Annotated in this window: 11 protein-coding genes; 3 read left to right on the top strand and 8 right to left on the bottom strand. The window is 44.5% G+C overall.

Annotated features, from left to right (window positions below; all coding sequences use genetic code 11):
* Positions 1 to 15 precede the first annotated feature (15 nt).
* Positions 16 to 1,848, top strand: a complete 1,833-nt coding sequence (locus tag E4N69_RS07760; RefSeq protein WP_253823476.1) for an aminotransferase class I/II-fold pyridoxal phosphate-dependent enzyme — start codon at positions 16 to 18, stop codon at positions 1,846 to 1,848.
* Positions 1,849 to 1,899: 51 nt separating this feature from the next.
* Here the strand turns inward: E4N69_RS07760 and E4N69_RS07755 are convergent, their stop codons facing one another.
* The 8 genes from E4N69_RS07755 to E4N69_RS07720 form a co-directional block, all read right to left on the bottom strand.
* A complete protein-coding gene (locus E4N69_RS07755; protein WP_253823475.1) occupies positions 1,900 to 4,239 on the bottom strand; it encodes a vWA domain-containing protein in 2,340 nt (779 codons plus the stop codon).
* 169 nt (positions 4,240 to 4,408) lie between these two features.
* Positions 4,409 to 7,087: a transcription elongation factor GreA gene (greA, locus tag E4N69_RS07750; protein WP_253823474.1), complete on the bottom strand. Its 2,679-nt coding sequence runs from the start codon at positions 7,085 to 7,087 to the stop codon at positions 4,409 to 4,411.
* An 18-nt stretch (positions 7,088 to 7,105) separates the two neighbouring features.
* Positions 7,106 to 8,047, bottom strand: a complete 942-nt coding sequence (locus tag E4N69_RS07745) for a tetratricopeptide repeat protein (RefSeq protein WP_253823473.1) — start codon at positions 8,045 to 8,047, stop codon at positions 7,106 to 7,108.
* Positions 8,048 to 8,059: 12 nt separating this feature from the next.
* Positions 8,060 to 9,043 carry a tRNA (adenosine(37)-N6)-dimethylallyltransferase MiaA gene (gene miaA, locus E4N69_RS07740; RefSeq protein WP_253823472.1) on the bottom strand — a complete coding sequence of 328 codons (984 nt, stop codon included), beginning with the start codon at positions 9,041 to 9,043 and terminating at the stop codon, positions 8,060 to 8,062.
* A gap of 3 nt (positions 9,044 to 9,046) precedes the next feature.
* Positions 9,047 to 9,253: a DNA-directed RNA polymerase subunit omega gene (locus E4N69_RS07735; RefSeq protein WP_016523781.1), complete on the bottom strand. Its 207-nt coding sequence runs from the start codon at positions 9,251 to 9,253 to the stop codon at positions 9,047 to 9,049.
* 79 nt (positions 9,254 to 9,332) lie between these two features.
* Positions 9,333 to 9,629, bottom strand: coding sequence for a Txe/YoeB family addiction module toxin (locus E4N69_RS07730; RefSeq protein WP_253823471.1), 297 nt, complete (start codon positions 9,627 to 9,629; stop codon positions 9,333 to 9,335).
* Positions 9,630 to 9,635: 6 nt separating this feature from the next.
* Complete coding sequence (locus tag E4N69_RS07725) at positions 9,636 to 9,887, bottom strand: type II toxin-antitoxin system Phd/YefM family antitoxin (RefSeq protein ID WP_253823470.1); 252 nt, start codon at positions 9,885 to 9,887, stop codon at positions 9,636 to 9,638.
* A gap of 108 nt (positions 9,888 to 9,995) precedes the next feature.
* Positions 9,996 to 12,584, bottom strand: a complete 2,589-nt coding sequence (locus tag E4N69_RS07720) for a ribonucleoside-diphosphate reductase subunit alpha (RefSeq protein ID WP_253823469.1) — start codon at positions 12,582 to 12,584, stop codon at positions 9,996 to 9,998.
* Positions 12,585 to 12,719: 135 nt separating this feature from the next.
* Here E4N69_RS07720 and E4N69_RS07715 point away from each other — a divergent pair, with 135 nt between their 5' ends.
* Together E4N69_RS07715 and E4N69_RS07710 are read left to right on the top strand one after the other, a co-directional pair.
* A complete protein-coding gene (locus E4N69_RS07715) occupies positions 12,720 to 13,556 on the top strand; it encodes a M23 family metallopeptidase (RefSeq protein ID WP_253823468.1) in 837 nt (278 codons plus the stop codon).
* 30 nt (positions 13,557 to 13,586) lie between these two features.
* Entirely contained in the window at positions 13,587 to 14,534 is a 948-nt protein-coding gene (locus E4N69_RS07710) for a selenium metabolism-associated LysR family transcriptional regulator (RefSeq protein ID WP_253823467.1), read from the top strand.
* The last annotated feature ends 16 nt before the right edge of the window (positions 14,535 to 14,550 follow it).

The following is a 14,550-nucleotide window of genomic DNA, read 5'->3' as shown; positions in this document are numbered from 1 at the left end:
TTGAGGAGGAATATAATGCAAGCAATTATTTTAGCAGCCGGAATGGGAAAGCGACTCCGATCATACACCAAAGATGCGACAAAATGTATGGTTAAGGTCAATGGAAAAACATTGATCGAATATACGATAGAAGCACTTGTTTCGAATAACATCGAAAGGCTTGTAGTAGTAGTCGGATATAAGGGGCAGCTTTTGAAGGATTTTATCACTTCAAAATTTAATGCGGCTAATCTGCATGGTATGAAAATTGAATACATTGAGAATCCGGTATACGATACGACAAATAATATCTATTCGTTGTATCTTGCCAGAGATGAAATGGTAAAAGATGATACTATCCTGCTCGAAAGCGACCTAATTTTCAAGCCTGGGATTTTAACTAACTTGGTTACCAGCCCTGATAAGAACTTGGCGGTTGTTTCGCCGTTTGAATCGTGGATGGACGGTACCTGTACCTTATTGGATGAGAATAACTGTATTACTGCTCTTCTCGATAAAGTCCGTTTTAATTGGTCAGATACTGAACATTACTATAAAACCGTCAATATCTATAAATTTTCTAAAGAATTTTCACAACAATACTATCTGCCGTTCCTTGATGCCTACCAAAAGGCCTTCGGTAAAAATGAATACTATGAGCAGGTCTTAAAGGTTATTTCTTTCTTATCGTCGTCGACCTTAAAAGGATTGGTAGTAAGCGGGAAGGATTGGTATGAAATTGACGATCCTGCCGACCTTGCTATTGCAGAAGATCGATTCAAGACGGGGACTGAAAAACTGCATAGCCTTGAAAAGCGATACGGCGGTTATTGGCGGTTCCCGCAGCTTAAAGATTTCTGCTATTTGGTTAATCCGTATTTTCCGCCCGAAAAACTTATCAGCGAAATGACTGCAAGCTTCGGAACGTTGTTGACTCAATATCCGAGCGGCGCCGCGCAGCAAAGTCTCCTTGCCTCTAAGATATTCAATGTAATGCCTGAACACATTGTTGTAGGCAACGGTGCTGCCGAATTGATTGCATCGCTTGCAAAATTTACCAAATGTACCGTTGCTATTCCGTTCCCTACATTTAACGAGTATCCTGAACGATTTGGGTTAGCCAATGTTGTACCTGTGCCGACTAATATGCAAACTTTTTCATATTCAGTGGACGATATTCTTGATACGGTAAAAAAAGAACATGCAAAGGCTGTTGTATTAATTAACCCTGATAATCCGACGGGGAATTTCTTAGAAAAGGATGAGGTATTACGGCTTTGTGCGGAATTGAAAAAGACAGATGCCGTCCTCTTTTTTGACGAATCGTTTATCGATTTTGCAGAAAAATCAAAGCGTTATACATTGCTTGACGGAAATATTCTAACTGAATACCAGAACCTTATCGTTGTAAAGTCAATCAGCAAGAGCTACGGTGTACCGGGGCTGCGGCTCGGTGTCCTTGCCTGCGCCGATGCGCAATATATTACACATATTAAAAAAGCCAATGCTATTTGGAATATTAACTCATTCGGTGAATACTTCCTACAGATTTACGATAAGTATAATAAAACATATGCCACAGCTTGCGATTCGATTGCAGATGAACGGCGCCGCTTTTCGGCACGACTACAAGGAATTAAAGGCCTTACGGTTTTCCCGAGTCAAGCTAACTATATCTTGTGCCGGTTAACCGGTACAATAAAAGCCGAAGAACTCGCCGTCAAACTGCTTGAAAACTATAATATCTTTATCAAAGATTTGTCGTCGAAGAAATGCTTTGAAGGCGGCGATTATATTCGGCTTGCCGTACGAGATCAGAATGATAACGATATGCTGATAGCGGCATTAAAGGAAGTATTACACGGATAAGTAAAGCAATTCAAAAAATAAAATCGCGGGGCTACACGCCCCGCTCGCTGTTCAGCGATCTTCGGCGTAATTAATTGAAGTAAGGATCGTATTCAACCTAATCATCGGATCTTCGTAGCCTCTAAACGTAAAAGTAACAGGATAGCCTTTCTTAGACACCGCTGTTATATCCCGTCCAATACAGGGATAAATCGTATTGGATGTCTCGTACGGGAAATATTCCGGCTTTAAGATAGACACACGGTAATCGTTCCCGTCATATTGTACCTGCGCAAGATTTGCAGGAAATGGTACAAGAAAGATTAAAAAGTCATCGCTTTTGCTACCGCCGATACTGAGGCGGGTTCCTGCCTTCATCACGTGGATATTCCGTTTTCCAATTAACGTAGTCTGGTTATAGACAAAAAGCTCCGTCATTCCTGACTGTGAAGGCTTTGTGCTGACGCGGCCGCTATAATAGCCGTGATTCAATCCCGGGCGGCGGTTGAGATGGCCTTCTGCGCTGTTTAACAAGGCAAAACGCCCTTCGGCAGCACGGGATCGTTCTTGTGCAAGGTGATCAAATTGAGCTGCTGTTTCGGTTTTAGTTACCGCAGTTGCTGCCGCTGTTTGTGAACTGAAGGTATTCAGGGTGTCACGCGGATCTGTCCTATTTGCCAACTGTTCCGGATAATATTTCGTTTGGGAAGCGGTAAGCGCTTCTCGCTGGTTCCTATTAAAATCAGTTTGTTGAGTAGGGTTGCTTTGCTGCCTTAAATCCGACTGTTGTCCGACCATCCGTGCGGCATATTTAACCGGTTCAGAAGCCCGACGGCGGAGTACAAAGATAATTAATAGCAGGATAAGGATAAATACCAGCGCGGCGAGCAGAATCCATAGAAGATTGCCCCGCAGTAGTGACTGAATAAACGTCGGTTTAATGGTAAGCAATATGACTGCCGCTTGGGAAAATGTTTTATCTTGCTGCGCAAGATCAAGCCGTATATCGGTGCGGTGCTGGCCTTCTCTCCGTAAGCTATCGGGCAGTGCAATCCGTATGGTAAGTTCGCTTTTACCTTCGGGAGGAATACGAACAATGATATTTTCCAGTTGCTGCTTTTGAATTTTGCCGTCTGATCCTATGGAAAGACTTTTTAACTGTATTTCAGTCGGCTCTGCCGCTTCATTGATTATAGTGAGCGGTAGTTCGGCTGTATTACTTGAGGTTTCTATGCGGTCGGGAAAGACAATTTGCGGAATAGGGAATGTCGTGTCATTGAATTCCACTCCGCCTTCTTCCGGCAAACCGCTCGGTTCAATACCGAGGTTTTCCGTAAAGGTCTGAGAAACATCGGTGTATTCTCTCGGTCTTTGTCCGGCGGAATCGGTATCTGTGCCGGTTCCCTGTCCACCGGTCGCCGATACGGCAGCATTTTCAGCATTTTGCTCTGTCATATTCGAACTGCCTGGTGTGCCCGCCTGATTTTGAGCATATATGGTATTACCGGTGGAATTGGAACCCGCTGTTGTAGGAGGCTCGGTTATATCTTGTGTGGTATTTGATCCGGAAGAAGCGGTGGTCGGTCTATCGGTTCGTCCTGTTACAGTATCAACTCGCCCTGTTTCCGTATTTGTTGGCTGAGTATTATTGTCGCGTGTCTGTCCGTTGGTTCTTGCTGCTGCTTTGTTTTGTGCATTCGCATCAGATACGTATCCTTTCTGCCCGTTCGAAGAACTGTCTGTGCCGGCGGATGCTGTACCCGAAGAAGCCATTACGCTATCGACATCTGATCGATCGAGCGAGCCTGCTGCATCAAGCTTCCCTGCATAAAATGCTCCATCCAAATCTTTGATTACCGCATCGGAAGGGAAGGGGAGTTTTACATAATAGACCTTCCAGCCCTTTGCACGGATAGAGGCGGAAATCTTTGCCAATTCGGTTTTTACCTGCTCACCGGTATAATTCCGGTATGGACTTGAGGCAGGCGGATTAAAAATACCGTCCGAAATAACAATGAGTATCTTTTCTTGCTGTGAAGGCAGCCGTGTCATATACTGACCGGCAAAATTGATACCGGACAAAAAATCGGCACTTTGCCCAAGCTGGTATAGAAGCATAAAACGCGAAACTACGCGGGATAAATCCGCTTCGGTATTGATTTTTTGTGACATTTCATACTGCGGAACCGCACTAAATGAAATAAGATGGAAGGAGTCCCCTATGCGTACAAATTTTGAAATGATGGATTGTAGTACACGTCTATTGATAACCTCGTAATAGGGTAACACGGTACCGGAAGTGTCCATAAGGACAACTACATCGGCCGCATCCTGCCGTGTTGCCCGGGCATTCAATGCAGATGTAATTAAACAGAAGATCGCTGCGACCGCGAAAATCCTTATTTTTTTCATTATGTACTCCCCTTTGCAGTTATCTAAAAAGAGCCTCTACAAACATGGACAGCTCCAATTTTTGTAAAGGCTCTTTTTTATATTATCGGATACTATAGGGCATCTCTAAAAAATCGAGGTTTTTAGAGATGCCCTATTAACTTGGTTAGTTTTGAAGTACCCTCCCGTATCAATCGGCTGCCGCAGAAATATCAAGGATTTTGTATGTTTTTTTCTCTTCATTTACCATAAATGAAAGTGTTTCACCGACCTTATGATTTAATAGGTTGGTACCGAGCGGCGACATATACGATATTACGCCGTTTTCAGGATTGGATTCCCACGGACCGAGGATGGTATAGGTCTCTTTTTCGTTGTTATCGGGTGTTTCCAATACAACGATTGTACCAAATCCAACGCGTGTTGTCGTAATCGTTGTAGGATCAAACACTTGAGCCCGCTCTAACTCTTCCTGCAAACGGCTTACCGTGTTATTAAGCCTATTCTGTTCTTCTTTTGCAGCTTTATATTCGGAGTTTTCGCGTAAGTCTCCCAAGGAGAGTGCAAAACCGACTTCTTTTGAGTTACGGGGTATTTCAACTTCAATGAGCCGCTGGAGCTCTTTTTTCTTTTCTTCAAGCATTTTTGACGTTACAATTAAACCGCGTCCGGAAACTGTTTTTTCAACTTCATCGAAGAATTTAAAATTCTTATACTTTTCAAGGATACGGTTACGCAGCTGCATCTTAATCGGCGGATCCAAATCCTTAATATCGCTGACTAATGTATAGAGTCTTGTAACGGCATCTTCATCGTGTTCGAGGATAAAGTTTTCAAGTAAAGCTTCCTTACCAAAGAGAATCGTATGGATCTGCTTGTTGATCTTCCGGTTTTCGGTTGTATTCCGCCGACTTGCAATTTCTCGGTATGTTATATCGAGAATATGGATAAGAACAATAATCTCATGTTCATAGTCGATATTTAGATCTTTAAACCATTGTTCTTCTTGAGCATTTTTAAAGAACCAAATAACCGCCTCACGGTATTCTTTATAATCTTTGAAGCATGTTAGTACCAGTTCTTTTACCTTTTCGGGATATTCTTCAAGTAATGGATTAAGTACTTCGGTAGAAAGTACTACGGGGAATAGACGGATATATTGGTCGCTCCAATCCGGAACAAGATTCTTTATGTTACGCAGATAGGCACTCCGTAATTCCTTATTTTCTATCCCACAATATATAGCAGCAGGATCCTCTATCTGCGCGAATAATTCCGCAAAGTTATGGTGTTGAGTTACGCTCAGATGCGGCAGCGCTGCCGTCAGTTTTGACATGACTAAATAGGCCGCAATCACTTGTTCATTCACTTGACTAAAGGCTTTGAGGAAAGCATCAAAGTAATTAATCATATCTTGAAAGCTGTCTGAGTCCGTATCACCGCTTTCCATCACATTAAAGATGATTTCGACCCGCTCAAAGAAATTTTTCTGCGCTTTAAATTCGTTCGACAGTTTTTCTTCAAGTGAAATCGGACGAGTATGTACAGTGTAGAAATCGATATTAGTAGGATTGATACCGAATTCAGGATTTTCTTTGACGACTTTCCGTGCCTTGGTACTCCACGTTGTCCATTCTTTGTCGGTTAACAGTGAGGGTACCAGTTCATGCTTGATTCGTTTAAAATCACAGTTGTTATCAAAGCTATGGATAATGGTTTTCAGTGCCCATTCGAGATTTGCTTTCACCTTCGCGGCGAGTTCGTCGCGCTTCATGATCGATTTTAACACCCAGATATGATCTTTATCCAGCGTCTGGAGTGCAGTAATACCCATCTTAAGGCTCATCGTATGGCCACGCTTCTTTGCAAAATCGATAACCAATTCATCATTGTTTACTTTTGCGATGCGTCCGACACCCCATGTCCGGTGGAATACAAAGCAGCCTTCGTCGAAAGAAATATGCTTTTCAAAATCGTCGATAGCTTCGAAAACATTCCGCCAGCTTTGTGTTAAATTGGAGACTTTTATGTATTCTTCAAGCTGGCTGTGCGATGCATATTTTTCTCTAAAGCATTCGACTATTTCTTTTCGAGCCCAATTGTCTTTATCATCGCTGGCGAGGACCAATTTTAAAATATCGATGGCAGTATTCCAATCTTTTTCTTTTTTATAATAATCGTATAAGTCCTGCATGAGCGCAGCGCCTCGTTCTGTACCGAGATGATCCGCTATTTTCCGTTGTACATGATAGAAAAAGTCGATTTCCTGCGGTACCAACTCCACTAAACGTGCCCACACTTCTTTTACGGCAGTATAAGAATGCCGGTTGATATAACGATATAAGGCCTTCTTATAATATTCAACGGCTTTTTCCGTATTGCCCATTTGCTGATATCGTTCGGCAAGTTGCTTCGGAATATCCGCTTCTTCATAGTCGATGCGGGCAAGTCGCTCCCAAATGTCATAGATATCGCCGTTACCGGATTCTTTGTAGCAGTTTGCTAACGTTCGAAGTGCAAATTTTGAATCTCCGAATTCAAGTACTCGTTGACAAAGATATTCAACGATCTGCATCCGATGGTTATCAATGAAAAGAGTTACCAGTGTTATGAGCGAGGAGTCATCGAGCAACTGCTTGGAAAGCGCAATAATACTTGAAATATACAATGCTGTAATACTTGTTTTATTATGAGAGAGATGTTCATCAGACAATGCTTTTAATTCATCCAGATGACGGTTCTTTTTTGCTTCTTCAATAAGTGTGTCGAGTTCTTTAAAATTGTTAATGGAATAATTTGTAATGGCAGCACGTGTCCACTTTTCCTCATTAAATATATCGCGGACATTCTTTTCTAATACATCAGACATATTCACCTCACTGTGTCATTACCGTATATAGCGGTTATAGATTTTCTCGTCGAGCAGTTTAATTCTTAGAAGAATCTCATCGATTTTTGACTTTTCAACAGTACCGTTCATATAATGGTCTATAAGCCAAAAATAATAATTAATTAAGCGGGGGACAAGGATTTTTTTATCTTTTACGTTCTTCTCCCTCAGCTCATTTTCAAGCATATAGATCGATTGCTTCAATTTTCCAAGTTCCAAGGCTTTCAGCTCACGTTTTACATTAAGTACGCCGTCAAGTGTGCCATAAACCGGAAGCCACTCTAACAACTCCTCTCCTGTAAAACCTATATTTGCGACTTTAGTAACGAGTGCATTGATAATTTCAGATTCAAGAAAGCATACTTCTATTTCCGAAGCGTTTTTAAAGAATGCTTCTCGAAAAAAAATCTTTGCGAGTCGTACTTCGCCGCTCAAGGCATATGCATCAGCAAGTTCAGCCGAAATAGCTGATGAGTTCGTATTCAGATCGGCTGCATACCGTAAACAGCTGATCGCCGTTTCATAATCCCCGAGCGCTTTATAACAGAGTCCTGTTTTCCGATATATTTCTGCCGTATTATGCATGGGTTCAGTCCCGTTTAAGAGCGATTGGTACAACCGTAATGCAATTGTAAATATACTACACTTAAGAGCATAGATAATCGGTTCGTTAAAGTCGCCTTTCTTCTCTATATAATCAAGAAAGGGCTTCCATTGAGAAATAATATATTCACCACGCAAGAAATTATCGGCTAATGCTTGTGAATAACGCACCCGATCAAGCCAGAAACTAACCCCCTTTAGTGTGTACATCACTTGAGGGTTCTCCAAATCCTGTTCAAGCAGCCGTCCAAGGCTCGTATGCGCTTGCTCAAGGTCTCCTTGCTTAAGGAAAACAAGAGCGGGCTGCAATATAGTTTGAACAGAACGATCTATCATAGTTCCATATTATTATACTGATAACCGTGCTTTAGTCAATTGATCCTTACAGAGTTGACATACTATCTCTGCAATGCGTTGTTCGCTTTTTGGGTCGGACATGTCGATGCGGTGAACATTCGGGAAGGATTGGAAGAATGTTTGCTGCCGCTTGGCGTACCGTTTGCTGTTGCGCTTAATGAGGTCTTTCACCGCATCGAGCGGGGCGGCCGCCGGCGCATCGGGGAACAGCTCAAAAAACTCCCGATACCCGATAGCCTTCATCGCAGGATATTCGGCAGTACAGCCCTGCGAAACGAGCTGCGCAATTTCCTGTTGCAACCCTTGCGCAAACATCTCATCGACACGGGCTTCGATGCGCCGGTACAGTTCATCGCGAGGGCGGTCTAAACATATCGGGCAAAAGCGGAAACCCTCGCGATAACGGTACGACAGCTCGAATGAGCTGAGCGGCCGCCCCGAGGCGCAATACACCTCGTGCGCGCGGAGGATACGGTATTCGTCATGGATGTGGATCTTGGCTGCCGATGAGGGGTCAAAAGACGCAAGTTCCGCGTGCATTGCCGCGGCGCCGATACGCTGCATCCGTTCCTGCAATTGTGCACGTAAAACCGGATCCGCCTGCGGAGTAACCGGCATACCGTACATAAAATGCTTAATATAAAACGCCGTCCCGCCAAGCACAACCGGCAGTTTGCCGCGGCTTGCAATATCCTTGCAGAGTTCATCCGCGCTGCGTACAAAGTCCGCTACGGAAAATTCTTCGGAAGGGTCGCATATCCCGATGAGGTGATGGGGCAGCGTATCGAGAAGCTCTTGCGGAGGTTGAGCCGAACCGATCGGCATATCGCGATATACCTGTACCGAATCCGCAGATATAATCTCCGCTTTAATGGAGTTAACAGGAGAAGTAAAAAGATGAGCGGCAAGCGCGGTTTTTCCGCAGGCGGTAGCCCCGAAAATAACCGCGACCGGAATTGTATGTGTCGATATCAAGAATTAGGAATGATCGGGGCGGTAGTCTATTTTATAGTCGATAGCGCCGGTAAACACTTGAGCCGCCGCGGTGCACACAACTTTATCGTTATTCTCTTCGAGTATCGGATCCTGAATAGTTACCAGCTGAAAGGCACGCCGAGTAGCGGCACAGGTAATTTCGTAAATATTGCCTTTAAATTCAATCAATTCTTTTAACGGAAAAATCATAGCGCATATTATAGCGAGTTTTAGTATTTACTGCAACTGATTGGCTTGTCAATTATGTGAAAGTTAGCATATTGCCCTATCATGATATATCATTATAATGTGTCCACATCCTGATAATTTTCACAGTTCCGTCATATTCGTTATCGTCTACCGTAATCTTGCCGGGAAAGACCTGATACACAAATCTATGTTTAATAGTAATTCTCCGTGAATACAGTCCCGCAAGATTCCCGATAAGCGCTTCATAAGGTGGAGGATTTGCAAACGGATTGCTTCTGACAATTTCTATCAGTCTTTTTGCTTTTATATCCAGCCGAGCCGATTTTAAATTTTTTATGTCTTTAATGGCTTGCTTATCGTACACTATATGATACATCGGCAATTACCACAAAACATCTTTTTCTGCCATACATTCTTCCAGCGGGGTTTCCATTCCTTTTTGCAACGAAGCAGCCATTCCGGGAATAGAATTTAAATAGATGGTTTCTTGTAGTGCATTCCAATCATCTTCACTAATCAAAACAGCATTTTTGCCTTTCGTATTTGTCAAAATCACCGGCTCGGAGTGCGCATTTACTTCTGCTATAATTTTGAATAGATTTGCCCGTGCCTTTGTTATATTGATTGCATTCATACAGAACCTCCGTTGATAAACTATAAGGAACCTCTAAGAACTAACCTTAGTATAGTGTACATATTTCCGTACGTCAATTATGTGAAAGATGTGTTGAGCGCGTTTCCGCTACGAGCTGCAGCTTTCACATTCTTCCACTTCGAGGGAGCGGCTGCGGACATAATAGACGGATTTTACGCCGTTTTTCCATGCTTCAACATACAAGTTGAGCACCTGCCGGAAGCTGTACTCGTTGGTAATGTAGAAGTTCATGGATTGCCCCTGATCGATATGACGCTGGCGGAGACCGCAGGCGCGGATGCTCCAGAGCTGATCGATGGTGTGGGCATTTTTATACAGCCAATAGGTTTCGAGCGAGAGGGCAGGGGCAACGCGGGGTACTAACGAGCCTTTCTTTTCCTCCAAAAAATAGCGCTTCATAATGGGATCGATACCGGCGGTAGTGCCTGCGACAATCGAGGTTGAGCTGGTCGGAGCCACCGCTAAAAGATAGCCGTTCCGCATACCGTGTTGAGCAACAGCATCCCGCAGCGCTGTCCACTGTTCGGAATGATAGCCTCGTTTTTTAAAATACGCACCGGTTTGCCAATCGCTGCCTTCAAAGAGGCTATATGCGCCTTTCTCTTCAGCAATACGCATACTCGCCTGCACTGCGTAGTAATTGATTTTTTCAAACAGCTCATCGGCAAGGCGGAGGTGCGCCTCGCTTTCCCACGCAATGTGTTTTTTTGCCAGTAAATGATGATAGCCCGAAACGCCTAAGCCGATGGCGCGGTACTGCTCGTTGGTGATCTTTGCATACGGTACGGGATAAAAATTGAGGTCAATCACATTGTCTAAAGCGCGTACCGCCGCTTCTATGACCCCTTCCAGCTCGGTCTCATTATCGGTGTCGATATTACCGAGAACCAGCGACGCGAGATTACAGACGACGAAATTGCCGGGCTTTGTAACGGTTACAACCACGGTCTCTCCATCCTGTGTTTTAATTTCGGTGTTTACCGTCTCGATCGGGCTCATATTCTGTGCAATTTCGGTACAGAGATTCGAGCTATAGATCATACCCTTATGCCCGTTCGGGTTGGCGCGGTTTGCATGGTCGCGGTTAAAGATGAACGGCGTACCGGTTTCTACCGCTGATTTCAAGATGAGGCGCACCAGCTCTTTTATCGGGATTTCCCGTTTTGAAATCCGGTTATCATTGATACAATCCTTGTAGCGTTTTTCCCATTCTTCACCGTAAAAGTCTTCCAGCGCATAGCCTTTTACCGTGAGGACTTCGTGCGGGCACATCAGGTACCACGGAGCGTTGATGTCCTCATCGACGGTGCGCCAGAAGAGGTCGGGGCAGCACACCGCAGGGAACACATCGTGCGCCTTCATCCGGTCGTCGCCGTTATTGGTACGGAGCTGCAAAAACTCAGGCACATCCTTGTGCCACACATCCAAATACACCGCGACCGACCCCTGACGCACTCCAAGCTGATCGACGGCGACAGCGGTATCGTTTGCAAGTTTTATCCAGCGGATAACCCCGCCTGCCGCCCCTTGAAAGCCGCGGATGGGGGCGCCGACTGCCCGCACCTTGCCGAAGTACAGCCCCATACCGCCGCCGAATTTGGAAATCTTTGCGAAGTTATCGATGCTGCGGTAAATCCCGTCGAGTGAGTCGGGAACGGTGTCGATAAAGCAGGACGAAAGCTGATGATAGGGCTTACGGGCATTGGAAAGGGTCGGCGTCGCCATGGTAACCTGCAAGCTGCTCAGCATGAGGTAAAAGCGGCGCACCCATTCCATCCGGTCATTTTTTTCATGCAAGGCGAGGTGTAAGGCGATTCCTAAAAACATCTCCTGCGGTGTTTCGAGCGGAACATGTCCCCGTGTGGAAATAACATACCGGCGCAAGAGCAAATCCAAACCGCTGTAGGTAAAAAGGTCGTTTTTACCGTTATCGATATATGAATAGGCTTTTTCCAGCTCTTCTTTTGAATAGCCTGCACGGATATACGCGCCGTAAAGCCCTTTTTCTTCCAGATAGGTGATTTTTTCGTAAAACGATCGGATATTCCGCTTGGCAAGTTCGGCTTTCAATTTTTCGGAAAAGTCGAGCATTAAAAACCGCGCGGCAATAAACTCCCAGCGGGGAGCCTCCTGCGCAGTGAGCTCAACAGCGGCCTTTATCACCAAGGCGAGTAATTCCGATTCTGTCATATCCTGCTTACGGAAGGATTCAAACTTATGAAAGAGCAGGGTTAAGCTGTACTGTTCTTCGGAAAAATCCTGCTGGATACGGGTTAGTACCGGTTGAATATCAATGGAAGAAAAATGGGCCGCAATAGCACGCCTCGCATCCCGTTTTTTTGTCTGTTCAACACGGTAAAGAATAAAACTCTTTACCGCTGCGTAATAATTATGTTCGATGAGCGTTTTTTCAACCAGATCTTGAATGGTTTCTACCTGTACCGCATTCCCGTTTTTGCTCAGTTCATATATATCGGCTTCGATTTCCGCCGTCATCTGCTGCAGTACCTGCGCAAGGTTGTCAACCTTTGATAGTTCCGTGTCCTTTTGTACAGCCGTATTTGCATCATGCTGCGCCGCCGCATCCGTTACACTGTTAAATGCTGCCTGCATCGCCAATGTAATCTTTTCGGCATTGTAGGCTTCCTTTTCACCGTTTCGCTTAATAATATCCATTCCTAATTTCCTTACTCTGCGGATTTTAATGGGAAAGGTACAGGGCGTCAACAGGGTAAACGAGTCAGGCTGTTTTTAGCAGCTACACAAGATAGTTGAGTTTTTTACATAATGAGCCGATATTTATAGACGAATATGTCTAAGCGTTGTTATTCCGTTTGCTTTTTTATTTTTTCTCTTGCGATTTATACCGTTGCTGCAACAGATACCCTGCATATATTGGAAAAAGGCGAAACGCTTTATGCGTTAAGCCGCAAATATTCGGTACCGGTTGCTATCCTCCTGGAACGGAATAACATCAGCGATGCGGGTAAAATTACGATTGGACAGAAAATCTATATTCCGGAAACATACACAATACAAAAGGGTGACACGCTTTACAGCATTGCGAAAAAATTCTCCGTTACCGTTGATGCGCTGCGAAAAGCAAATAGCCTCTCCAATTCAGATGTCTTAAAAGTCGGAAAAATATTGATTGTGCCGGAAAGAGAAAAAAACGCCGTTGCCTCTGCTCCCAAAAACGCGACAGCTTCTACCAATACGACAGCAGCTCAGCAACATTCTCAAGCTTCATGGGAAGATCCTCGCTCATATACAAAAAAAAGCATAGACAAGAAGCTTCTGTGGCCTGTTCCTATTACCGACATTTCGTATCTGTCGGGAAAGCTCTACGGCGTCGCCATCGATTCGACAACAAACGCATCGGTAAAGGCCATCGCATCGGGACGGGTCATTTCAATCGGTCCGCATCGAGGATACGGGCAGGTTATCTTTATTCAATCCAAAACAAAGCACGTCTATGTATACGGGGGATTGGCGCAGATACTCCCGCAAGCGGGTACGCACATTACCGTCGGTCAAAAACTCGGTACCCTTGCCGCAGATTCTATTACCGGTACGCCGAGACTTTATTTTATGGTATATGCAAACAATAAACCGATCGATCCTGCAAAGGCTCCGCGCGGCAAATAGAACCGTTGACTAACAACCGTAGGAGAGAATATGGAATTTAAACACCTCGAAGTATTTGTAAAGTTAGTCGAAAATTTAAGCTTTTCTGCGGCGGCCGAAGAACTGAATATTTCGCAGCCGACAGTGAGTCTGCACATTAAGCAGCTCGAAGAAGAACTGGATACTCCCCTCTTTATCCGTTCCACGCGGGAACTGAAAATTACGGAAGAAGGGACGATGCTCTACCGCGAAGCAAAGGATTTATTGCAGCAGCGTTCGGCTCTTATAGACCGATTTATCAATCCAAATCAAAAGGTGTTGAGGCTCGGCGCTTCTACTATCCCAACGGGATATATACTTCCCTTTATATTGAGTCGATTCAGAAAAGACCACCCCAATATCCTTGTTCAAGTTGAAGAACAAAACAGCTACGAAACGATTAAACGGATTTCTGCCCGAAAGGTCGATGCGGGCATTGTTGGAATGAAAAGCGATGATGAAAACTGTGAGTTTAAACCGATCTACCAAGATGAGTTTGTTTTTATTACGCCTAATATTCCCTATTATCGAGCTTTACAGCAGACAAAACCCGATTTAAAGCGACTCGCTCAGGAACCGCTTATCGTACGGGAAAGCGGTTCCGCCGTAAAGCAGAATATGGAGCTCATATTAGCTTCCGCACATATCCCCGCCGAATCGCTGCATATCATCACCACGATCAACAATATCGAAGTGATAAAGCGGCTCGTTGCGCAAGGGGCGGGTACGTCATTTATTTCCAAAATTGCCGTAGATGATATGATTAAGCGTGGAGAGCTACTCGCTTTCTCGCTGGAGAACGTACCGCATCGCTACCGTGACCTTTATCTTGTATGGAATAAAAAGATTACGCCCCCAAGCTATCTGCGGGAATTTTTAGATTGCGCACGCCTTTATAAGAAGCCCGTAGGCAATCAACAACCCCGACGCGAGCGTCGGGGTTTAACCCCGCACGAATAACGCAATCTAAAAAGAC

Source organism: Treponema sp. OMZ 906 (assembly GCF_024181185.1).
GTDB lineage: Bacteria > Spirochaetota > Spirochaetia > Treponematales > Treponemataceae > Treponema.
Note: the sequence above shows the minus strand (reverse complement) of the source record. Positions and strands in the feature narration are given on the sequence as shown.

What these genes read in the sequence shown, in the direction of transcription:
- E4N69_RS07760 (WP_253823476.1), top strand. Translation starts at nt 16, where the DNA reads ATGCAAGCAATTATTTTAGCAGCCGGAATGGGAAAGCGACTCCGATCA.
- E4N69_RS07755 (WP_253823475.1), bottom strand. Translation starts at nt 4,239, where the DNA reads ATGAAAAAAATAAGGATTTTCGCGGTCGCAGCGATCTTCTGTTTAATT.
- greA (WP_253823474.1), bottom strand. Translation starts at nt 7,087, where the DNA reads ATGTCTGATGTATTAGAAAAGAATGTCCGCGATATATTTAATGAGGAA.
- E4N69_RS07745 (WP_253823473.1), bottom strand. Translation starts at nt 8,047, where the DNA reads ATGATAGATCGTTCTGTTCAAACTATATTGCAGCCCGCTCTTGTTTTC.
- E4N69_RS07735 (WP_016523781.1), bottom strand. Translation starts at nt 9,253, where the DNA reads ATGATTTTTCCGTTAAAAGAATTGATTGAATTTAAAGGCAATATTTAC.
- E4N69_RS07730 (WP_253823471.1), bottom strand. Translation starts at nt 9,629, where the DNA reads ATGTATCATATAGTGTACGATAAGCAAGCCATTAAAGACATAAAAAAT.
- E4N69_RS07725 (WP_253823470.1), bottom strand. Translation starts at nt 9,887, where the DNA reads ATGAATGCAATCAATATAACAAAGGCACGGGCAAATCTATTCAAAATT.
- E4N69_RS07720 (WP_253823469.1), bottom strand. Translation starts at nt 12,584, where the DNA reads ATGGATATTATTAAGCGAAACGGTGAAAAGGAAGCCTACAATGCCGAA.
- E4N69_RS07715 (WP_253823468.1), top strand. Translation starts at nt 12,720, where the DNA reads ATGTCTAAGCGTTGTTATTCCGTTTGCTTTTTTATTTTTTCTCTTGCG.
- E4N69_RS07710 (WP_253823467.1), top strand. Translation starts at nt 13,587, where the DNA reads ATGGAATTTAAACACCTCGAAGTATTTGTAAAGTTAGTCGAAAATTTA.